Annotated in this window: 18 protein-coding genes and 1 tRNA gene; 5 read left to right on the top strand and 14 right to left on the bottom strand. The window is 65.6% G+C overall.

The window, feature by feature from the left end:
• Positions 1-188: 188 nt before the first annotated feature.
• From CKO40_RS17030 to CKO40_RS17015, 4 genes are all read right to left on the bottom strand, one after another.
• Positions 189-1,616: a GGDEF domain-containing protein gene (locus tag CKO40_RS17030; protein ID WP_200347650.1), complete on the bottom strand. Its 1,428-nt coding sequence runs from the start codon at positions 1,614-1,616 to the stop codon at positions 189-191.
• Complete coding sequence (locus CKO40_RS17025) at positions 1,606-2,184, bottom strand: hypothetical protein (protein WP_200347649.1); 579 nt, start codon at positions 2,182-2,184, stop codon at positions 1,606-1,608. The genes CKO40_RS17030 and CKO40_RS17025 overlap by 11 nt, the downstream gene beginning before the upstream one ends.
• Before the next feature lie 8 nt (positions 2,185-2,192).
• Entirely contained in the window at positions 2,193-4,151 is a 1,959-nt protein-coding gene (locus CKO40_RS17020) for a TonB-dependent receptor plug domain-containing protein (protein ID WP_338074209.1), read from the bottom strand.
• Between the two features lie 228 nt (positions 4,152-4,379).
• Positions 4,380-4,469 (bottom strand) — tRNA-Ser (locus CKO40_RS17015).
• A gap of 387 nt (positions 4,470-4,856) precedes the next feature.
• Between CKO40_RS17015 and CKO40_RS17010 the strand changes: the two genes are divergently transcribed.
• A complete protein-coding gene (locus tag CKO40_RS17010; RefSeq protein WP_200347647.1) occupies positions 4,857-5,540 on the top strand; it encodes a Bax inhibitor-1/YccA family protein in 684 nt (227 codons plus the stop codon).
• A gap of 82 nt (positions 5,541-5,622) precedes the next feature.
• Positions 5,623-5,808, top strand: coding sequence for a hypothetical protein (locus CKO40_RS17005; RefSeq protein WP_200347646.1), 186 nt, complete (start codon positions 5,623-5,625; stop codon positions 5,806-5,808).
• 618 nt (positions 5,809-6,426) lie between these two features.
• Here CKO40_RS17005 and CKO40_RS17000 read toward each other — a convergent pair.
• Positions 6,427-8,865 (bottom strand): Tex family protein, encoded by a 2,439-nt coding sequence (locus tag CKO40_RS17000; protein WP_200347645.1) that lies wholly within the window; start codon positions 8,863-8,865, stop codon positions 6,427-6,429.
• Between the two features lie 260 nt (positions 8,866-9,125).
• Between CKO40_RS17000 and CKO40_RS16995 the strand changes: the two genes are divergently transcribed.
• Positions 9,126-9,902, top strand: a complete 777-nt coding sequence (locus CKO40_RS16995; RefSeq protein ID WP_200347644.1) for an EAL domain-containing protein — start codon at positions 9,126-9,128, stop codon at positions 9,900-9,902.
• A 130-nt stretch (positions 9,903-10,032) separates the two neighbouring features.
• On the opposite strand, the gene CKO40_RS16990 is transcribed toward CKO40_RS16995, so the two are convergent.
• Together CKO40_RS16990 and CKO40_RS16985 are read right to left on the bottom strand one after the other, a co-directional pair.
• Complete coding sequence (locus tag CKO40_RS16990; RefSeq protein WP_338074208.1) at positions 10,033-10,278, bottom strand: hypothetical protein; 246 nt, start codon at positions 10,276-10,278, stop codon at positions 10,033-10,035.
• Complete coding sequence (locus CKO40_RS16985; RefSeq protein WP_200347642.1) at positions 10,275-11,231, bottom strand: nicotinate-nucleotide--dimethylbenzimidazole phosphoribosyltransferase; 957 nt, start codon at positions 11,229-11,231, stop codon at positions 10,275-10,277. The genes CKO40_RS16990 and CKO40_RS16985 overlap by 4 nt, the downstream gene beginning before the upstream one ends.
• 134 nt (positions 11,232-11,365) lie before the next feature.
• Here CKO40_RS16985 and CKO40_RS16980 point away from each other — a divergent pair, with 134 nt between their 5' ends.
• Positions 11,366-12,214, top strand: coding sequence for an SDR family oxidoreductase (locus tag CKO40_RS16980; protein WP_200347641.1), 849 nt, complete (start codon positions 11,366-11,368; stop codon positions 12,212-12,214).
• On the opposite strand, the gene gshA is transcribed toward CKO40_RS16980, so the two are convergent.
• The 4 genes from gshA to rluD form a co-directional block, all read right to left on the bottom strand.
• A complete protein-coding gene (gshA, locus tag CKO40_RS16975; protein WP_200347640.1) occupies positions 12,211-13,857 on the bottom strand; it encodes a glutamate--cysteine ligase in 1,647 nt (548 codons plus the stop codon). The two genes, CKO40_RS16980 and gshA, sit on opposite strands and share 4 nt — an antisense overlap.
• Positions 13,858-15,936, bottom strand: a complete 2,079-nt coding sequence (locus CKO40_RS16970) for a carboxy terminal-processing peptidase (RefSeq protein ID WP_242477138.1) — start codon at positions 15,934-15,936, stop codon at positions 13,858-13,860.
• A 204-nt stretch (positions 15,937-16,140) separates the two neighbouring features.
• A complete protein-coding gene (pgeF, locus tag CKO40_RS16965; protein ID WP_200347638.1) occupies positions 16,141-16,917 on the bottom strand; it encodes a peptidoglycan editing factor PgeF in 777 nt (258 codons plus the stop codon).
• The gene (rluD, locus tag CKO40_RS16960) at positions 16,898-17,905 is read right to left on the bottom strand and encodes a 23S rRNA pseudouridine(1911/1915/1917) synthase RluD (protein ID WP_338074207.1); all 1,008 of its coding nucleotides are present in this window, start codon (positions 17,903-17,905) and stop codon (positions 16,898-16,900) included. The genes pgeF and rluD overlap by 20 nt, the downstream gene beginning before the upstream one ends.
• 91 nt (positions 17,906-17,996) lie before the next feature.
• Between rluD and CKO40_RS16955 the strand changes: the two genes are divergently transcribed.
• Positions 17,997-18,818 carry an outer membrane protein assembly factor BamD gene (locus CKO40_RS16955; RefSeq protein ID WP_200347637.1) on the top strand — a complete coding sequence of 274 codons (822 nt, stop codon included), beginning with the start codon at positions 17,997-17,999 and terminating at the stop codon, positions 18,816-18,818.
• 276 nt (positions 18,819-19,094) lie between these two features.
• On the opposite strand, the gene CKO40_RS16950 is transcribed toward CKO40_RS16955, so the two are convergent.
• The 3 genes from CKO40_RS16950 to sucC all read right to left on the bottom strand — a co-directional run bounded on the left by CKO40_RS16950 (position 19,095) and on the right by sucC (position 21,733).
• Complete coding sequence (locus tag CKO40_RS16950; RefSeq protein WP_200347636.1) at positions 19,095-19,433, bottom strand: P-II family nitrogen regulator; 339 nt, start codon at positions 19,431-19,433, stop codon at positions 19,095-19,097.
• Between the two features lie 249 nt (positions 19,434-19,682).
• Positions 19,683-20,555, bottom strand: coding sequence for a succinate--CoA ligase subunit alpha (gene sucD, locus CKO40_RS16945; RefSeq protein WP_200347635.1), 873 nt, complete (start codon positions 20,553-20,555; stop codon positions 19,683-19,685).
• A complete protein-coding gene (gene sucC, locus CKO40_RS16940; RefSeq protein ID WP_200347634.1) occupies positions 20,552-21,733 on the bottom strand; it encodes an ADP-forming succinate--CoA ligase subunit beta in 1,182 nt (393 codons plus the stop codon). Before sucC ends, sucD begins: the two co-directional genes overlap by 4 nt.
• Positions 21,734-21,920 lie beyond the last annotated feature (187 nt).

Raw genomic sequence — 21,920 nt, 5'->3', positions numbered from 1 at the left:
TCGCCGAACGACCGGAGCCGATGCGGCCACCCCTGAAAGCGCCAAGAAAGCCTTAGCCAAACAACCAAAAAGGCCATTTAAATCAGTAGCTTAGACTATCTTAGCGACCATTTTGATCGGGCATCCAAGACAACCGCGCGATGCACCTTCAGGTTAAAGGACCACAATCGCAGGGCAATCGTTGCAGTTCAGACAACAATCCGATCCCGGCCCGTGTTCTTCGCTCGATAGAGGTTGCGATCGGCGGCCTCGAGCAGATGATCGAGCTCAGCGCCGGTGTGCTCGGCTACGCCGCCGCTGATGGATACCTGCAATCCCGGCTGCGGCCAGGGCTCGGCCTTGATACCGGCACGGATGCGCTCAGCGAGCTCCAACGCGGTCGCCTTGCTCGCCGACGGCAGGATCACTAGAAACTCCTCACCACCGTAGCGGCCGCAGACATCAGTTCCCCTGATGCGTTGGCGCATGATCGCGGCTGACCTCTCAAGCACCATGTCGCCAACCGCATGGCCAAAGGTGTCGTTGATCGATTTGAAGTGGTCGAGATCGAACAAGATCACCGAAAGGGTCGAGCCCTCGCGATCCGCACGCTCGATCTCCTCGGCGAGCCGCGCGAACAGATAGCGGCGGTTGTAGCTCTTCGTCAGCCCATCGGTATTGGCTGCTTGGTGCAGACGCTGCTGGATCAGCTTGAGCTCGGAGACGTCCACCAGCGAGATCAATGGATGGGTCGCACCCGAAAAATTGACCGGCGCCACCGACACCATGGCCCAGCTCGATTGGCCATCAGCCATTTCGAGCTGGACCTCGCGCTGCTCATCCTCGCCAGAAGGCAAGCCGTCATTCAGCAGCGCCTCCCAAACCCGACTCCCGAGCCGTCCAGCCCCATCCGCGGCCAGGTCCAGATAGCGCACAGCGGCACGATTCGCGCGTCGAATCTTTGGTGCCTGCGCCTCCAGCAGCAGGATCGGGAAGGGGGCCACATCGAGCACAGCGCTCAGGTTGCTCTCGCTTTCGCTCAGCCGGCGCAGCAGCCAGATCACGCCGACCCAGGCCATCGCAATCAGGATCAGGATCGCACCGCCGGTCCAGAACAGCGTCGAACGCACATCGGTTAGGAGCGCCTCGAGTGAGCGGGCATTGGCGTGAAAGGTGGCCACGCCCATCAGGCGGTATTCCTGCGGGTGGTACAACGGCACCTCGGTCACAAAGCAGCCGGAGCACCCGCCTCGGCCGCGCTCCAGCGGGAGCGCATCCAGCGGCAGCTGCGTCGTCTCCGGGTCCAGCTCGAGCCGAATTCGATTCGTCAACGGCTGCCCGCTCTCGCTCTCCCGCAGCAACAAGATCGCGTCCAACCTCGTCTTCAGCGCATTCAAGAGCGAATCAGGTGGCAGGCCCCGACCGAGCAGCAGCTCGATACCGCGCGCCTGCGCCTGCGCCAGGGCGCGCGCCCGACTCTCGGCGTCGTCGCGCAAGGCCGGCTCCAGCACCCAAAGCCAATACCCGGTCATCAGTCCGGACAGCAGCGCAGCGAGCAGTGCGAAGATCACCGCGAGATTCCGCTCGAGCCGGAACGAATAGGCACGGCCGTCAGTGAACCCCGGGTCACTCGCCATGATGCGCGACCCGCAGGAAGAACGTCTTGAAACGCAGCCCAGCCCGCTTCGCCTGCTCGAGATTGACCGCCGGCAGGATACGATCAGCAACGTGGATGCCCGCAACCGCTCCACCGGCCACATCGCCGGCGAATGGTGAAAACGCCAGAACCCGATGGCGCTCAGACAACCGCCGCAGCCGCTTGTGCTCGAGGCCGACGCTGGCAACGAAGATCGCCGCGATCGATTCTTCCGACGAGGACTCGAGCTCACCCAAGGATCGGATGCCCACCGCCAGCGGCAACTTGTCGACCTCACCCAGATCCTTCAAGCTGCGCGCGGCCCGCTGTGCCACCTCATCGGAGCCGCGGTGCACAACCAGCACCCTAAGCATGCCGTCCGGCCCGCAGCGAGCTCGCAGCTCCTCCTGTGCACCGAGCACAGCCGGGAAAAGCTTCAGTCCGACGCGCAGCCGCTGCTGCTCCTCTGGCCAGAGACCTGCGACTGAGCTGAACGGAGCCCAGATCGAGATGGCGAGCACCCAGACCAGCACCGCAGCCCAGCGCCGTGGGCAGGGTTTCCGGACCAATGCGGTGATCAAAAGGCGTAGCCTACCGAGAGCCACCACCGGCGCCCTGGCCGCGGGTAGTCATCGAGATAGGGCAACTCGACACCGCCGAGAGAGGCGGCCTGATCAGGATAGCGGACATCGGCGTCGCCGAGGTTCTTGACCCCAAGATGGGTATAGAGCCCCCGACGCGAGGCGCTGCCGTAGCTCAGGGTCAGATCAGCCGTCGTATAGGCATCCACTGGCGCGCGCGGGTCCCCGACTCGGCGCTCGCGCTCTCCGACGTAGCGCAACTGCAGGGCAGCGGTCCAGGGCTCGACCGGCCGCCACAATAGCGCCAGGTTGCCGAGCAGATCGGTCCCGCCCGGCAAACGGCGATCAGTGCCGCGATTGACACTGTCGACATAGGACAGATTGGCATCGACGCGCAAATCCGCGGCAAACCGATACTCATATTCGAGCTCGACACCGCGCAAGCGCGCATCGGCATTGTTGATATAACCGTTCGCCTCATCGCTGAAGACGATCGGCTCAGTCAGATCGGACTGAAACAGGATCAGACGCGCTCTCCAGAACGGCCTCCGGATGATGTAGCCCAGCTCATAGGTCGCGATCTCAGCAGCATCGATCGAACCCTCGCTTGGATATTCCAGCTCGTAGAAGGTCGGCGGCCGGAACGCGCGGGCATACTGCAGCTTGAGGATGTGCCCGCTGTTCATGCGCCAGACTGCCGCCAGCCGCGGACTGAGATAGGTACTCGCATCGCTGTAATCGTCGAGCCGCAGCGCGCCAGTCAGGGTCACTCGATCATTTAACCGGTACTCGTCCTGAGCCACCAGACTCAAGATTTGGCGGTTTCGAGTCTCGTCGAGCCAGGGAAAATCGATCGCGAAGGCCTCCGGCCAGTCCCAGGTCGCCTCGTCGACCTCGACATGACTCCCCTCGAGCCCGAACAAGACGCGGTGACGCGGATTGGGACGCCAATGCAGATCGGCACTAGCCCGATAGCGCGTCTCCTGATAGTCCTGACTCATGAAGACCGGCTGACCGGGCAGGAAATAATCCTTCGGGGAGACGTAGAGATCAGCGCGGTCGCGGTGATGGCGCAGTGCCTCCAGACGCAAACGCGTGCTCAGGCGTTGACTAAGCTCAAGATCGGCACCGAGCTGCAGCGACTGATAGCCCTGACGTGATGCCAAGCGACTGTCATCCGGCGGCAGGAAATGATTGATGCCGAAATAGTCGCCATAATCGTCATCGAGCACCTTAACCGCCGCGAACAGATCACCCCAACGCAGATCGGCGAACAGACCGCGGTAGCGGCGAGATTCGTTCGACGAACCAGGGGCGAGCGACAGTTCGGCCAGATCGACCCCATAGAGCGCGTCCTCAGCCACTGCGACGCCGCCATCACCCTCGAGCCCGAGCGCATTGACCGAGAAGCTCAGGTCCCGTTCCGGATCACGCCAGAACCAGGCACCGCCGCCACCGTACTCGCCCTCCTCCATGGCCTGGCCGTGCAGCGTTCGCTGCTGCTTGACCGTGATGACATCGATCACACCAGCAAAGGCATACTCGCCGTGTACCGACGCGCCCGGCCCCCGGATGACCTCGATGCGCGCCACCTGCTCGATCGGGATGTTTAGAACCGGGTTGGCCGTCGCAAAGACGGTCGAATTCATCGACACCCCATCGAGCAGGAGCTTGATGTTACCGGAGGCATAGCCGTAACCGACGCCACGGCTCAGGATCTGGCGCTCTCCAGTCATCTCCAGACCCTGACTGATCCCCGGCACCAGCGCCAACGCATCGCCGACGTTGCGCACTCCGCGAGCGATCAGGTCCTGACCGAGCAGGATCGTGGCCATACCAGGCACAAAATCGGCGTTCATGCCGTTTTTGGTAGCCAGCCGGGTCTCCTGCTCCAGCAGCGTCATCAGGCCTTGCAGCGATGCATCGCTGTCGGCCTCCGCTGTCTGTGCCCGCACTGAACCAGGCGCCAGCGTCGGAACCAAGCTGGCCGCAAGCAGAATGCTGGCCAGCTGGATTAGACCCTGCGGTCCGGGCGCAGGCTCTCGAACTCGGTTTTGCATTCTTGTTCTTACGATCCGGCCATGACCCGCGACGCCGCCGCGACAGGCGTGCCTCGCGGGTGTACTGCGAACCGGCAGACTCAGCGCCCCGATGGTCTCGAGGCTGCGTCCACGGCAAGGCAATGGCGGAGAGGGTGGGATTCGAACCCACGGACGGGATCAACCGTCGCCGGTTTTCAAGACCGGTGCAATCAACCGCTCTGCCACCTCTCCGGAGAACCGGCATAAGGGCCAACGCGATGCGTCCGGACGCACTGCCATCGGAACCGCGTGGTCTGGGGCAAGCCACTGAAACAGAAGGCGAGACGGGCATTCTGCTTGCCTTGCCCAGAATCAACCGAGCCATTGCGCAAAGGCTCAGTGACCCAAATCTCATCCCTAAACCGGACGCTAAGGATACCGCAGGTTGCCCGTGTGATGCGAGACGTGTGGATACGGCATCCAGGCCTCCTGTCGTCATGGCCGGAGCTTACCGGTATCCTTGCACGCCAGCGCAGTCGGCTGAAACCTTTGTCCGTTCCAACGGGTCAAACCAGCCGATTTGCGGTAACCTAAACCGAGACTTACAACCTGTTCGTTGCAAACGGAGAGAGTGCTGCTATGGCAAACCCGAACCCCTTCTCGAACCAGTACGCCACGACGGCGCGTGCCGGCTCGGCGCTTGAGACCAACAAGGTCCTCAAGAACACCTACCTGCTGCTCGCCGCGACCCTCGGCTTCAGCGCCGTCACGGCGATGATCTCGATGGCGCTGGCGATGCCCTCCTGGGTCTACCTGGTGTCCGTCATCGGGGCGATGCTACTCGGCATGTTCGTACTACCGCGCGCGGCCCAATCGGCCAAGGGCGTCGGCCTGATCTTCGTGATCACCGGCATGCTCGGCTTTGGCCTCGGTTCGATCCTGTCGATGTACCTGGCCCTGCCGAACGGCCCGAGCATCATCGCCACCGCCTTCGGCGGCACCGCGTTGATCTTCCTCGGCCTGTCCGGCTACGCGCTGACCAGCAAGCGCGACTTCAGCTTCCTCGGCGGCTTCCTGTTCGCCGGGATGATGGTCGTCGTCGTCGCGATGATTGCCAACATCTTCCTGAACATGCCGGCCCTCGCCCTGGCCGTCTCCGGTGCGATCATCCTGCTGATGAGCGGCTTCATCCTATTCGACACCAGCCGCATCAAGAGCGGTGCCGAGACCAACTACATCATGGCGACCTACGGCATCTACCTCGCCATCTTCAACATCTTCATCAGCCTGCTCCAGATCCTGGGCATCATGGGCGACGAATAAACCCACGCCCTACTCTAGCTGATACAGCCCCGGCCCCGGCCGGGGCTTTTTGTTTGTGCCACGCTCAACTACGGAGGTCCCAATGGAGTTGTTCCTCAAGATCGCCGCCGCCGCGGTCCTGATCATGATGCTGTTCTTCCTCTGGCCCGCCTTCAAGGCCTGGCAGGAGAACGGTCCCAAGGCCGAGAAGGGCGACTGGCAAGCCGTGATCCTGCCCCTCGCCGGCGTCGTCGGCCTCGTCATCGTCCTGATCATGCTCGTTCGCTGAGCCGCCACCATCGTCATGCGCGCCGACTCCCGGAACGGCTGAGGGGTCGGGTGGCGCCTGGCGGGAAGCCGGCGCTCCTTCTGCCGCAACACCCAACGACTGAGGTGTCGGTATCGGGTGGTGCCGGCGGGAAGCCGGCGCTCCTTCTGCCGCAACACCCAACGACTGAGGTATCGGTGTCGGGTGGTGCCGGCGGGAAGCCGACGCTCCTTCTGCCGCAACGCCCAACGACGGAGGTGTCGGTGTCGGGTGGTGCCAGCGGGAAGCTGGCGCTCCTTCTGCCGCAACGCCCAACGACGGAGGTGTCGGTGTCGGGTGGTGCCCGGCGGGAAGCCGACGCTCCTTCTGTCGCAACACCCAACGACTGAGGTATCGGTGTCGGGTGGTGCCGGCGGGAAGCTGACGCTCCTGCTGCCGCAACACCCAACGGCTGAGGTGTCGGTGTCGGGTGGCGCCCGGCGGGGGCGTCGATCGCCAGGACGGCGATCGCCGAGCCTACAAGGATGTATTCACGGCGTCCCCCGCCGGGCGCCACCCGATGCCGGCACTGGCACCACCGTTGGAACCCAACGCCTTTATATCGCCGCCGAAACAGCCCTCTGACGGAAGACCAATCGCTCAGCGCCTGCGCGCCTTGGCGAACGCCTCCGCCATCGCCCCGCCAGCTGCCCCACTCTCCTCACGAGCCGACTTCGGACCCGATTTCGAACCCGACTTCGCCCCCGACTTCCCTCGCGACGGCCCGCGATCCGACCCCTGATACGCCCCCCGATCCGATCCCTGATCCGACCTGGCCCCAGTCGGCCCACGCCCACCGGCACCACTCCCGGCACGCCGCCCATCACGCCCATCAGGCCGCCCAACCGCACGCCCGGCACCCGCCTCTCCCTCGGGCACATCATCCAACCGCATGCTCAACGCCACCCGCTTACGCGCCAGATCGACCTCCAGCACCTTCACCTTCACCAACTGCCCGGTGCTGACCACCTCATAGGGATCGCGCACGAACCGATCGGCCAACCGCGAGATGTGCACCAACCCATCCTGATGTACCCCCACATCGACGAAGGCGCCGAAATTGGTCACATTCGTCACCGTCCCCTCCAGCACCATCCCCGGCCTCAGATCGGCCAGCGTCTCGACCCCCTCCATGAAGCTCGCCGTCTTGAACTCCGGCCGCGGATCACGCCCCGGCTTCTCCAGCTCCGCGATGATGTCGCGCACCGTCGGCTCGCCGAAGCGCTCATCGGCGAACTGCGCTGGGCTCAGCCTCGACAACGCCGAGCGATCCCCGATCAACGCCCGGATGTCACGCCCGACCTGCCCGAGGATGCGCCGCACCACCGGATAGGCCTCCGGATGCACCGCCGACGCATCCAAGGGCTCATCGCCATCATTGATCCGCAGAAAGCCCGCGCACTGCTGGAAGGTCTTCGCCCCCAGACGCGGCACCTTCTTCAACTGCGCGCGATTGCGGAACGCCCCATGCTCCTCGCGGAACTGGACGACGTGCTCGGCCAGGGTCGCGCTCAGCCCCGAGACCTGCGCCAACAGCGGCACCGAGGCCGTGTTCAGATCGACCCCGACCGCATTGACGCAATCCTCGACCACCGCATCGAGCGAGCGCGCCAGCCCGCCCTGGTTCACATCGTGCTGATACTGACCGACCCCGATCGCCTTGGGCTCGATCTTGACCAGCTCCGCGAGCGGGTCCTGCAGCCGCCTTGCGATCGAGACCGCCCCGCGCAGCGAGACATCGAGCTCCGGCAATTCACGCGACGCATACTCCGAGGCCGAATAGACCGAGGCCCCGGCCTCGCTCACCACCAGCGACTGCAGCCCCAGCTCCGGATGCCGGCGGATCAGCTCGCGCGCCAGCTTGTCGGTCTCGCGCGAGGCGGTGCCGTTGCCGATGCTGATCAGCTTCACGCCGTGCGCCCGCGCCAGCTCAGCCAGCGCCGCGATCGACGCATCCCACTGATGCTTCGGCGCATGCGGATACAGGGTCGCGGTCGCGACCACCCGCCCGGTCGCATCCACCACCGCGACCTTGACGCCGGTGCGCAGGCCCGGATCGAGCCCGATCGTCGGCAGCCGCCCGGCCGGCGCCGCCAGCAGCAGCGCCTTCAGATTCTTCGCGAAGACCCGGATCGCCTCGGCCTCGGCGGCCTCAAGCAGCCGGTGCTTGAGATCGAGATCCAGGCGCGTCATCAGCTTGATGCGCCAGGCCTTGCGCACCGTCTCGACCAGCCAGGCGTCTCCGGGACGCCCCTGATCGCGCACCCCAACGCGCTGCGCGATCAGGCCCCGGTGCGGCCGGTCTGGCTCCTCGCCCTCCCCAGCCAGCAGCTCCAGCGTCAGGATGCCCTGGTTGCGGCCGCGGAACAGCGCCAGCGCCCGATGCGACGGCAGCTTCGCGATCGGCTCGCGGTAATCGAAATAATCGGCGAACTTCGCCCCCTCCTGTTCCTTGCCCTCGATCACGCGGGCGACCAGGATGCCCTGCTCCCACAACCGCTCACGCAAAACACCAGCCAGCTCCGCATCCTCGGCGAAGCGCTCCATCAGGATCTGGCGGGCCCCTTCGAGCGCCGCGCCCACATCGGCAACCCCCTTGCCGGCATCGATGAACGCCTGTGCCTGCGCCTCCGGGACCAGCGTCGGCTCGGCGAGCAATCGATCCGCCAGCGGTTCCAGCCCGGCCTCACGCGCGATCTGCGCCTTGGTGCGCCGCTTCGGCTTGTAGGGCAGGTACAGGTCCTCGAGCCGCTGCTTGGTCTCGGCGGCTTCGATCTCGGCCCGCAGCGCGTCGCTCAGTTTGCCCTGCTCATCGATGCTCGCGAGCACCATCGCGCGGCGTTCCTCGAGCTCGCGCAGGTAGACCAGGCGCTGCGCCAGCTGGCGCAGCTGATCGTCATCCAGGCCGCCGGTCGCCTCCTTGCGGTAGCGGGCGATGAAGGGCACGGTCGCGCCGTCGTCGAGCAGCGTGACAGCGGCTTGGACCTGCGCAGACGCGCAGTTCAGTTCTTGGGCAAGCAACGGGATAATCGAGGCCATGGATCGAAATCAGAATCTCCTGAGCCGGGAATGCGGCGGCATTGTATACCGACCTTGGCCCCATCCTCGCTTCGGGTGCCGAAAGATCGAACAGCCGCTGACGAGGGTGCCTGATGCACCGATCCCATCCGCACCCGAGCCACGCAAACCTCCATGCTGTTACCATGATTGTTGATCTTTTTGCGCTGGCCAGGGTTGGCCCGAAGCACGCGAGCGCGCTGCGCTCGATCGTTAGCCCCAAAAAGATTCCAAGCAAGCCGATGAAAGCCTCCACGCATTCCCACTCACCCTGCAAGGCCTGCGCCGAAGGGGCCGATCTCGGGTTCGACTTCAAGATGGCCCTGCAGCCGATCGTGAACGCGACCGATCGCAGCGTCTTCGCGCACGAGGCCCTGGTTCGCGGCCCCAACAACGAGCCCGCCGGCACCGTCTTCGCGTCGGTCAACGACCGCAATCTCTATCACTTCGACCAGCTCTGCCGCATCCGCGCGATCGAGCTCGCAGCAGCGTTGAATCTCGATACGATGGTCAGCGTCAACTTCATGCCCAATGCGATCTACCAGCCGGAACGCTGCATCCAAACCACGCTGGAGGCCGCAGGGCGCTGCAACTTTCCGCTGGACCAGATCATCTTCGAGATCACCGAGAGCGAGCAGGTCCAAGACATCCAGCACCTGAAGCGCATCGCCGAGTACTACCGCGAGGTCGGCTTCACGGTCGCGATCGATGACTTCGGCGCCGGCTACTCCGGCCTCAACCTGCTGGCCGATGTCCCGGCAGACCTACTCAAGCTCGATATGGCCCTGATCCGCGATGTCGACACCGACCCGACCCGCCAGGCGATCATCTATGGCGTCATCGATACCGCAACCCGGCTCTCGATGCGCGTCATCGCCGAGGGCATCGAGACCTACGCGGAGCTGAGCGTACTGCAGGAGATGGGCATCGAGCTGTTCCAGGGCTACCTGTTCGCGCGTCCCGCGTTCCAATCGCTCCCATCGGTACCCGATGCCGCCTTCGAGCCGCCGACAGCCTGAAACCCCGAGCGGAGGGCCGACCCGCCGCGAATTAGGCGCCCGCTCGTCGGCCTCGTTCACAACCCTCTGTCCGGCGATCAAGCGGAATGGCTCTGTTTTGGTCCTCTGAAGCTCAGCTCGTGTGCCGGAATCAGCGCTCGAGTCCCCCGTCGACCCGGCACCGGTCGCCGTAGACCGCCATGATCTGCCGAAGCTCGTTCAGGATCAGGCCGCGCTCGGCCGCCGAGAGTCCGCGCGTTTCCGGCAGCTCGCCGCCTTGCTCGAGGACGGCGATATCGGCGCGCACCTGTTGGCAGCCGCGCGCGCAGATCGCCTCGATCCGCACCTCGAGGGCCGCGTCCAAATCGGGGCCAGACGGGCGTTGCTGCACAGTCACTCCATGCACACCAACGGCGCCCACGCGGCTCCCTCGCGCTGGCGCTCTCGGGAACCTTGTACCGGATCAGGCTCATATCCAGGGCCGAGCGGCTCGCTCCGGACCCATGGAACAATCGAGCCATTGATGCCCATCGCCAGTCGCATCGCGATGTGCGCGCTCGACCCGAGCGCCAACGCCGGCAGTCCAAGCTGCGCCGCGCTGAGCATCGCCCCGGCCAAGGCCGCATGCTCGAATCCGCCCAGATCCCGCAGCGCCATGTAGGGGTCCGGCGGCAGACTGGCATGGCGCGCCGGCAGCGTCTCGCTGATACCGCGCAGCGATCGGAGCGACCTCTGTACGGAGTTCGCTCCGTCAGCCCACACCGATGAGGAGCCGCTCGCAGCCGCCTCGCCCGCTAGCCAGGCCATCCAGTTGGCATTGGCCCGCGCCAGACCGCCCCCCGCACCGCTGACGACGATCAACCCGACCCCATCGAGCTTGGCCCGTTCCACCGCCTGACGCCCCGCACTCAACGCCCGGTCGAGCTGGTGAGCAGTCATTGCCGTCGCGAGGTCGGCATCAGCGATCCTGTATGCAGGCTCAAGCCCCTCGGCGCCGGCCTCGCCGCTGCCCGGACTGCAGCGCCCGAGCTCGAGCACGACGCGGATCGTGAATGGCCCAGCCGGCGCGCGCGTGCAACCGACTGCGCGTCGCAGCCGGCCGTGCAACGCGTCTTTCAGCGGCGGGATCGCCATCTCGGTCTTGCTCCGGCCCCGCTCTGAGATCGACGAGCCGCCTGACCACCCCTGATCACCCTGCACTTGGAGCAGGCGACAATGTCCGGCCGAAGCGGTCTCGAAGCACGCAGAACCGGCTGCTGCAGGCACCGCCAGCCAAAGCGGACCTGCTTGGAGATCGGTCATCGACTCGACCTCGACCGAGCAGCGCCGGCGGCCAGACCACGGCAGCATCGGCGCGCTATCGTCGCGCTCAAGCGGCCAGGCCAGCGGACGACGAGGCCAGAAGCGCCGGCCCGATCTCGCTTACCATTGCGGATAGAACTCACTTTCTCGCGCAACCCCCCTCCTAAAGGCAAGGACATCTCATGCAACAAGAGCGCAGTATCTTGATCACCGGCTGTTCGAGCGGCATCGGCCATCGGTGCGCACATGGCCTCCATGAGCGCGGTTGGCGCGTGATCGCATCGGCGCGGCGGCCAGAGGACGTCGAGCGGCTGCACAGCGAGGGGCTGAACGCGGTCCAGCTGGACCTGGCCGAGCCAGGGAGCATCGCCGACGGCTTGCAGGCGGCGCTGGCGTTCACCGACGGGCGCCTCGACGCACTGTTCAACAATGGCGCCTTCGGCATTCCCGGCGCCGTCGAAGACCTCACGCGCGAGGCCTTGCGCGCCCAGTTCGAGACCAATCTGTTCGGCTCGCACGACCTGACACGCCGGGTGATTCCGGTCATGCGCGCGCAGGGCCAAGGGCGCATCATTCAGAACAGTTCGGTACTCGGATTCGTGGCCTTGCCGTTTCGCGGCGCCTATGTCGCGAGCAAGTTCGCGCTCGAGGGGCTCACCGACACCTTGCGGCTGGAATTGCGCGGCAGCGGCATCCGCGTCTCGCTGATCGAGCCGGGGCCGATCAGCAGTCGGTTCCGCGATAACGCCTACAGCGCCTACCAGCGGTTCATCGAGCCTGATCGCAGCCCGCACCGACAGACCTACCGCTTGATGGAGGAGCGACTGAAGACGGAAGGCCCCACCCAGCCGTTTACGTTGACACCCGATGCGGTCCTGCGAAAGCTGACCCACGCCCTCGAGCATCCGAGGCCGCGCGCGCGCTACCGCGTGACCTTTCCGACTCACCTGCTCGCTCTGGTACAACGGCTCTTGTCCACCAACGGCATGGATTGGGTGCTGCGTCGCGCCTCCCGCGGCGGACGCGGCTAGGCGGGCTCCTCGCTGCGCGCGAACGGCGAGCGTAGCGCGACCGGCTCGGTCTCGGTCTGCGCGAAGTAACGGGCCAGGAAGGTATCGAAGTCGCAGTCGTCACTGGCCTCGATCTGCGCCTGCTGGGCATGTGACTCGAGCGCGAGACCGCGAAAATGCTCCGCACGCACCGGGTCGAGCCTTTGCTCGCAAAGACCGTCACGGTGGCGCTCGGTCAGCCGCCGAGCGAACTCGGCGAAGCCTTCACCGTTGGCGCGCATCTCGGCGAGGATGCGCGCGGACGGGGTCGCCTCAGGCTCGGCCATCTTGTGCTGTTGCGCGCGCAGCGCTGCACGATAGTCGTCGCCACCATCCTGATCCAACAGCTCGGCGAGCGGCTGCATCGCGTCGAGCACCCCGGCCCCCCAATCGCGCAGTGCGATCGCACCGCCAGAACGCTGCAACATCAGACCTGGCTCGCGGCCGCGATGGGCCGCCAGCACCTCGTTCGCGTCGATCCAGCGTCGCTCCTGCGGCCGGATCACCGGGCTCGGGATCAGCAGACAGTAGAGCATGAACAGCGTCAAGAAGCGCAGTTGCTCCAGATCGACCCCGAGCGGCTCGAACAGATTCACATCGACCGAACGCAGCTCGACGTAGCGAATCCCGCGCCGGCGCAGCGCCAGGGTGGGATACTCCATCCACTCGGTGAGCTGCTTTGGCCGCACGGTGCTGTAGTACTCGTTCTCGATCTGCAGCACGTGGTCGTTCAGCTGCTCCCAGCGGCCGTTGACCTTGGTCCCGATCGGCTCATAGTGCGGGCAGGGCGTCTGGATCGCCCAGGTGAGGCTGCGGGTGTAGGCATCCAGCGAATCGTAGTTGGCCTTGAGCCCGGTCCCCTCCTCCTGCCGGTTCTGATAGCCGATATCGCCCATCCGCAACGAGGTCGCGTAGGGATAATAGTAGGTCTTGCTGTCGAATGAGTGCAGATCGGTGCCGGGGTCCTTAACGAAGCTCTTGCACACCGCGGGCGAGGCGCCGAACAGATAGGGGACCATCCAGCCGAGCCGCTGCAGATTCCGGACCATGCCCATATAGCGGTCATCGCGGAACGCGCCCGGGCCATCGCCGCCAGCCTCCTCGCGCGCCTGCAACAGCGGCCAGATCGCCTCTGGCAACGAGAAGTTGAAGTGCACACCAGCGATGATCTGCATCACTCGGCCATAGCGATTGCCGAGCCCGCGCCGGTACACCGTCTTCATCTGCGCCGCATTCGAGCTGCCATAGCGCGCCAGTGGGATCTCGGCGCCGCCGCCGAGCACACAGGGCATGCTCGCGGCCCATAGGCGTTCGTCTCCGATGTGCTGATAGACGAACAGATGGAGGTCGCGCAGGAAATCGAGCACCGCATGCGGGCGGGCCAACGCGGGTGTCACGAGTTCGACCAATGCCTCGGAGAAGTCGGTCGTGATGGAGGGATGCGTCAGCGCCGAGCCCAGCCCGTAAGGATGCGGGGTTGCGGCCACCCGGCCCTCCGGGCTCACGCGCAGGGCCTCCTTCTCGAGTCCGACGAGTGATTCGGCCAGCAGCGGACGGACGGCGGGGTCCGAGAGCGCCCTCAGCCACCCCCTCGGGATGGCGTACGACAGGGAAGGATCGATCATTCAATCGCGCATGGCCGCGCGCGGACGCTCATCGGCCCGCCGCTCGACGATCACATCGGCCAGGATGCGTGCCGCTTCCTCGGTCAGGATGCGGTCGATGATCTCCTGCTGGCGCTCCAGCGCCTCTTCATCGACATCGTCGGCGTCCTCATCCACGGGCTCGATCCCGCGTGCCCGCAGGAAGGCCGCCTTCTGCTCCTTCAACACCTCGTCACGCCGTTTCGACTCAGCCCGGCGCTCGCGCTCGCTCAGTGAGACCTCATCCTGTGCCTCGATCTCGCTGAGCACACGCCCCTGCGCGATCAGCATCCGAAAGCCATCATCACCCTTGATCCGCTCGGCCGAGCGCCGCTTGAGCCTCTCGAGATCGAACCCAGACGCCGGCGTATAACGCGCGGGCCGAATCCGTGCCCAAGGCAGCGCATTCTCGAGCGATCGCTCGCCATGGTCGACGCCCTGCAGGCCCAGCTCGAAGCGGATATCGGGCTCCACCCCCTTGAGCTGGGTGCTGCCCCCGCTGATACGGTAAAACTCGGCCATCGTCAGCCTCAGGCGACCGAGCTCGGTGTCGTCACCGGGCACATAGCGATCGAGGTCGATCAGCGTCTGCACCGTCCCTTTACCGAACGTCGGCTCACCGATGATGATGCCGCGGCCGTAGTCCTGGATCGCACCGGCAAAGATCTCGGACGCCGAGGCACTGTTGCGATCGACCAGCACCGCGAGCGGGCCGGTGTAGACGACGGCCGGGTCCGGATCGACCTCGACCTCGACCTTGCCAAACGAGTCCTTGACCTGAACCACCGGCCCTTCCTCGATGAACAGGCCGGTCAGCTCCAGCGCCTCGGTCAACGAGCCACCGCCGTTACCGCGCAGATCGATGATCAGGCCGTCGACACCGTCGGCCTTGAGCTCCTTGATCAGCTTGCGCACGTCGCGCGTGGTGCTGCGGAAGTCGTCCTTACCGGCCGACTCGGCCCGAAAATCACGATAGAAGGCCGGCACCTCGATCACACCGACGCGCAGCGACGGGGCGTTCTCGGGTCCGTCGATGATGAACTGTTGCGCTGCCTGATCCTCGAGCTTGATCTGGTTCCGCACCAGCGAGACCTCGCGCATGCGGCCCCCGCCGGCCTCGGATTTCGGCAATGTCTGCAGACGCACGACCGAGCCCTTGGGCCCACGGATCTTGTCGACGACATCCTGCAGCCGCCAACCGACGACATCCTCCATCTCGCCGTCGAGCCCCTGCGCGACGCCGACGATGCGATCGCCGGCGTGGATCTGCCCGGATTGCCGCGCCGGCCCGCCCGGGATCGTGCGCTGGATCACGGTGAATTCGTTCTCGGCCCGCAGCACTGCCCCGATCCCCTCAAGCGACAAGCGCATGCTGATATCGAAGTTCTCGGAGGTGCTCGGCGACATGTAGCTGGTGTGCGGCTCCAGCGTGCGTGCATAGGCATTGACAAAGGCCTGGTAGACATCGTCCGGCGTAAACTGATGGATGCGCCGGGTGATGCCCTTGTAGCGCTTGCGCAGCTGCTCACGGATCGCGTCATCGTCCTTGCCGGCGAGCTTCAGCAGCAGGTAGTCGTTCTTGACCCGCTTGCGCCAGACCTCGTTCAGCTCCACCTCGGTCGTGGCCCAGTCCGCCTCCTCGCGGTTGAACAGGTAGGACTCGTCGCGCGAGAAGTCGAACGGCTCCTGCAGCAGCGACAACGCGTGATCGATGCGTGCATCGACGCGCATCCGATAGACGCGAAAGACATCGAATGCCGTATCCAGCTTGCCCTTGGCGACATCGTCGTCCAGCCGCGGGGCCGAGCGCGCGAAGCGATCGACGTCCCGTTTCAGAAAGAACAGCCGACCGGGGTCGAGGTCCTCGAAGTAGTTGTCGATGACCTGCTCGGCGAAGGCATCGGTCAGCTCGAAATCCCGGTAGTGGAAACGCTCGAGCACCTTATTGATGACGACGATCGTGCGGGCCTGACGCTCATCGGGGAAGAGCTCCGCCAAGCCGACCTCTTGGGTCTTCGCAAGCGCTCCCGAGGCAAATGGCACCAGTAGCGCAACGACCATGACGGCCAGCGTGCGCAAGAAGCGATGGCGATCGGCGGCGCAGGTGCGCCATCCCGAAGCGCTCGGGATGCTCGGTGTGACGGCGGAATTGACGCGTCTGTGAATCATTATCGGACGTCTATGAATACACTCAGGTTGTTAATAATGAGAGTAGCGGCACGGTGACGCGAGATCAATCGAACCGGTCGGGAAGCGCGGTGGCCGTCACGCTCGCGACTCGCGACTGGATGCCCGATCGGGGACGGGGTGTGGCTGTAGCCAGATCAGACTCGCCATCCGGCCGGTGACCCGGTCGCGCCGATAGGAGAAGAAGGTCTCCTCCTCGGTGAAGGTGCACCGATCACCGCCGCTGACGTGGCTCACGCCGAGCGCCTCCAGCCGCTGCCGCGCCAGCAGTGGCAGGTCCGCGAGCCAACGCCCGTTCGGGCTCGGACGGAATGCCTGCGCTGAATCGGCTGCAGCAGCACAGAACGCAGCGCGCACCTCGTCGCCGACCTCGAACGCATCGCGGCCGATCGACGGCCCGAGCCAGGCCATCAACTGCTGCGCCGGCCGCTGCATCCTGGCCACGGTCGCATCGATGACGCCCGCTGCCAGACCACGCCAGCCGGCGTGCGCCGCGGCCACGACGCTTCCGGCCCGGTCACACAAGAGCACCGGCAGGCAATCGGCGGTCATGACCGCGCAGACCGATCCGTGCTGGAACGCGACCGCCGCATCGGCATCGGGCCTGCCGACAACCCCGGCGTCGATGAGAGAGACAGCACGGCCGTGAACCTGGTTCAGCCAAACCGGCTCGGCCGGCACCCCGGCCTGCCGATAGAGCCGAGCGCGATTCGCACGCACGGCCGCCTCGTCGTCACCGACATGCTGGGCCAGATTCAGGCTCTGATAGGGTCCCGCACTGAGCCCACCGAGACGCGTCGTGCTCAGCGCCTGCACCGCGGCCGGCGCATCCCAGTCAGGTCGCAGCAGATCCATGCTCGGCATCCTGTTGCAGTACCGCACAAAGGTCGGCGAGGTCGGCCGCCATCGGCACCTGCCAGTCCATCTGCTCACCGGTGGCCGGATGGAGGAGACCGAGGCCGATCGCATGCAATGCCTGCCGGGGGAAGCGCTGCAGCAGCGTCGCGGCCTCGCTGGAATCATCCGCGGACGCACGCTGTCGCCCACCATACACCGGGTCCCCGACGAGCGGGTGGCGCAGATGCGCCATATGCACCCGAATCTGGTGCGTCCGCCCCGTCTGTAGCCGCACGCCGAGCAGCGTATGCCGACGATATTGCGCCAACACTCGGTAATCGCTCACCGCGGGGCGTCCATGGGCGACCACCGCCATCGCGGTGCGCCGAGTCGGGTGACGGCCGATCGGGGCCTCGACCCGCCCGCCGCTCGACAAGCGTCCCAGGACCAGCGCACGGTACTCGCGCTTGACCGTGCGCGCCTTCAGCTGCGCGACCAGCGACCGATGCGCCAATAGGCTGCGGGCAACGACCATCAGGCCGGTCGTATCCTTGTCGAGCCGATGCACGATGCCGCAACGCGGCAGCGCATCGAGACGCCGATCATGATGGAGCAGTCCATTCTGCAGGGTGCCATCGGCATGTCCCGCGGCCGGGTGCACGACCAGCCCCGCGGGCTTGTCGACCAGGATCAGGTGCTCGTCCTCATAGACCACGGACAGCGGGATCGGCTGCGGGGCGCACGCCTGCGAACGTTCGACGAGCGGCTCGACGAGGACGGATTCAGCGCCGCGCACGCGGTCCTTCGGGCGCGGCGAGCGGCCGTCGACCGAGATACGCCCCTGCTCGATCCATCCCTGCAGACGGCTCCGGGAGAAGGCCGGCAGCAGCTCGGCCAGGACCTGATCGAGCCGCCGACCCGCATGCTCGGGCCGCAGCTGCAATGATTGGGCCGCGGTCTCGGCGTCATGCTCAACCGGGTGCGCTTGGTCGTCTGTGCTGGTCACGAGGTTTCAGTATACTGGCGCGCTGATGATCGATTCACGACGATCCGCGATGGCGCGGCATCCTTGGCGACGTCTAGCGGCAGGCAGCACCATGACCCGAATCCTAGTGACCGCCCTCTTGGCGACCACGCTCCTCAGCGGCTGCGGCATCCTTGGCAAGGAATTCGACGAGACAGAGGGATGGTCGGCCAGCGAGCTCTATAACAAGGCCGCCAGCGAGCTCGATGCGGCCAATTACCAACGCGCGATCGAGCTCTACAAGAAGCTCGACGCTCGCTATCCGTTCGGCCGCTACGCGATGCAGGGGCAGCTCGACATCGCCTACGCCCACTACAAGGCCGAAGAGCCGGAGGCCGCGCTCGCTGCAGCCGATCGCTTCATCAAGCTCTACCCGCAGAACCCGTACGTTGATTACGCCTATTATCTCAAGGGCATCGTCAACTACAACCGCAGCATCGGCTTCCTCGACCGCTTCGTGCCACTGGACACCTCCCAGCGCGATCCCGGCTCGGCCTTGGATGCCTTCAACGACTTCGCCGAGCTGGTGCGACTCTTTCCGAACAGCAAGTACGCGGCCGATGCCCGCCAGCGGATGTTACACCTGCGCAACAACCTGGCCGAGGGCGAGCTCCATGTTGCGCGCTACTACATGGAGCGTGGCGCCTACCTGGCCGCCGTGAGCCGGGCACAGTACGTCGTTGAGCGCTTCCAGCGCACCGGAGCAGTCGAGGACGCGCTCGAGCTGATGGTGGCCGCCTATCAGCGTCTCGGCGAGGACGAGCTCGCGGCCGACGCCCAGCGGGTGCTGGTGATGAACCGCGAGGCCGGACGCTTCCTCGACGACGAGCCCGACCCGAGCGAGGTCAGCCTGGCCCGGCGCGTCTGGGACTATCTCAGTCTCGACGAGAACTAGTGCAAGCCAGCGGAAATCCCGAGACCGATGGTCGCTGTCGCCAATGGTCGTGGGGTAGGAGCACGCTTGCGGGCGATCTTCCCCGCCGTGAGCGCGGCCTGCTCGCCCGCAAGCGGGCTCCTACAGCGCTGAGAGCCAGATGGCAGGAAAAAGGTCTCGGCATTTCTGACGCGATGCACTAGCCTGACTGCATCGCTTCCGACAGTGTCCGCACTGCCGAGACCACGCGCCGAAGCGTCCAGGCTCTCTGTTGCGGTGAGCCTCGACGACTCCGACCTAGATCGCCGCCTCGTCTTCCTCGCCGGTGCGGATGCGAACGACCCGATCGACCGGGCTGACGAAGATCTTGCCGTCGCCGATCTTTCCGGTCCGGGCCGCCTTGGTGATCGCCTCGACACAGGTATCGAGCTGATCGTCGGCCACCACCAGCTCGACCTTCACCTTCGGCAGAAAATCGACGACGTATTCGGCACCCCGGTAGAGCTCGGTGTGGCCTTTCTGGCGGCCGAAGCCCTTGACCTCGATCGCTGTCATGCCGGTGATACCGGCCTGCGACAGCGCCTCGCGCACGTCGTCGAGCTTAAAGGGTTTGATGATGGCTTCGACCTTCTTCATTGAGATTCTCCGTTCAACCTCTCGGCTGGTTAGCGGTTGAGTATAAGAGCCTGATCGGGTGTTGGCCATCCTCGATCAGACGCCGGGATCAGACGCCGGGATCAGACGCCGGGACCAAGCCCGCGATCAGACGCTGAGATCCAGACGGCGGATCAGACGTCGGAATCAGCTGCACGGACCGAGCAACGGCGTACCCTCGGGCACCTTCGGGCACATGACGAAGCGCGGCTCGGGGCTGATCGCCGGCCTCTAGCCCGCCAGGGTCTCGGCGACGGTGCGACCGAGCAGCGCCGGCGAGCGCACCGTTTGCACACCGGCTGCAGTAAGCGCCGCGTACTTCGCCTCGGCGGTGCCGGCCGAACCGCTGACGATGGCCCCGGCATGCCCCATGCGCTTCCCGCTCGGCGCCGTCACGCCCGCGACATAGGCCACGACGGGCTTCGTCATTCGGGCCTGAACGAAGGCCGCAGCGGTCTCCTCGGCATCACCGCCAATCTCTCCGACCATCAGCACCGCCTCGGTATCCGGGTCATTCTCGAACATCGCGAGGCAGTCGACAAAATCAAGCCCATGGATCGGATCACCGCCAATGCCGATACAGGTGCTCTGCCCGAGCCCCTCGGCCGTCGTCTGCTCGACCGCTTCATAGGTGAGTGTCCCGGAGCGCGAGACGATCCCGACCCGGCCGGGCGTATGGATCGCACCCGGCATGATGCCGATCTTGCACGCTCCAGGCGTGATGACGCCGGGGCAGTTCGGGCCGATCAGCACAGCGTCGCTGCGCGCCAGCACCGCCTTGACCTTGAGCATCTCGAGCACCGGGATGCCCTCGGTGATGCAGACGATCACCCGAATGCCGGCATCGGCCGCCTCCAGGATCGCGTCGGCCGCATAGGCCGCCGGCACATAGATCATGGTCGCGTCGGCCCCGGTCTCGCGCACCGCGGCATGGACGGTATCGAACACCGGGAGTCCGAGATGGCGCTGTCCCCCCTTGCCCGGGGTGACGCCGCCGACCATTCGGGTCCCGTAGGCGATCGCCTGCTCGCTGTGGAAACTGCCTTGCCGGCCGGTGAATCCCTGGCAGATCACGCGGGTCGACGCATTCACGAGCACACTCATGGGCGATCTCCATTGGCTGTCGCTGCCGCGGCCCGGACAACCTTGTCGGCCGCATCGGACAAGGTGGCCGCGGTCTCAATGGCAAGCCCGCTCTGAGCCAGCCGCTCCAATCCAGCGGCCGCGTTGGTCCCTTCGAGCCGCACCACAACCGGCACCTGCACGCCGACCTCCTTGACCGCCTCCAGGATGCCATCAGCAATCAGGTCACAGCGAACGATGCCGCCAAAGATGTTCACCAGGACCGCAGAGACCTGCTCATCGCTCAGCACCAGCTTGAACGCCCGCGCGACCCGCTCGGCCGTCGCGCTGCCGCCGACGTCGAGGAAATTGGCCGGCGCACCGCCGTGCAGCGCGATCAGGTCCATCGTCGCCATCGCCAGTCCGGCGCCGTTGACCATGCAGCCGATATTGCCGTCCAGGCTGATATAGCTCAGCCCTTCCGCCCGAGCCGCCAGCTCGCGCTCGTCCTCCTGGGTTACATCCTGCATCGCTGCCAGCTGCGCATGCCGATAGAGTGCATTGTCGTCCAGATTCAGCTTTGCATCGAGTGCCATCAGCTCACCGCCGGCGGTCACCACGAGCGGGTTGATCTCCACCAGACTCGCATCGCATTCGGTGAACAGCCTGTAGAGCCCCTGTAACAGGTCTGCCAACTGTCGCTGCTGCTCCCCGTCCAGCCCGAGGAACAGCCCGAGCTGGCGGCATTGCCAGGGCCTGAGACCAGCTGCGGGCTCGATCCGCGAGCTCAGCAGCGCGTCCGGCTGATTGGCGGCCACCTGCTCGATGTCCATGCCGCCGACGGACGAGGCCATCAGGACGACCCGTTCCGCGGCGCGGTCCACCAGCAGCGCCAGGTAGCACTCGCGGGCGATCTCGACCGGCGCCTCGAGGAGCAGCCGCGAGACCGGCAAGCCCTGCGCCGGCGTCTGAGCCGTCACCAAGCGCGTACCAAGCAGGGCTTGCGCGGCCGCTTCGGCCTCGGCAACAGAGGCGCAGGGCCGCACGCCGCCGGCCTTCCCGCGCCCGCCCGCATGGACCTGGGCCTTGACGACCACTGGCGTGCCAAGCGCATCGGCCGCGGCCCGCACCTCGTCGAGATCGGCAGCCAGCCTCGCCGGCGGCACTGGGACGCCATAACGCGACAGGAGCTCTTTGGCTTGGTACTCGTGAAGATTCATGATGAACGAAAGGCAAGCGCACTGGACCTCGGCATCGACCGCTCACGATTCAGACAGTGATACGGCGCGATCGCGTATTCTGCTGGATTCGGCCGCGGTGACCAAGTCTCGCGTCGACCTTGCGTTCGCTCCCGCAGGCAGAGAGTCTGGCCAGTGATGTCCAAGCGACAAGCCCCAGCCCCCGATC

The sequence above is a fragment of the Halochromatium glycolicum genome, from assembly GCF_016584085.1.
GTDB lineage: Bacteria > Pseudomonadota > Gammaproteobacteria > Chromatiales > Chromatiaceae > Lamprobacter > Lamprobacter glycolicus.
The sequence above is the reverse complement of the archived record's forward strand: the minus strand, read 5'-3'. Positions and strand labels throughout refer to the sequence as shown.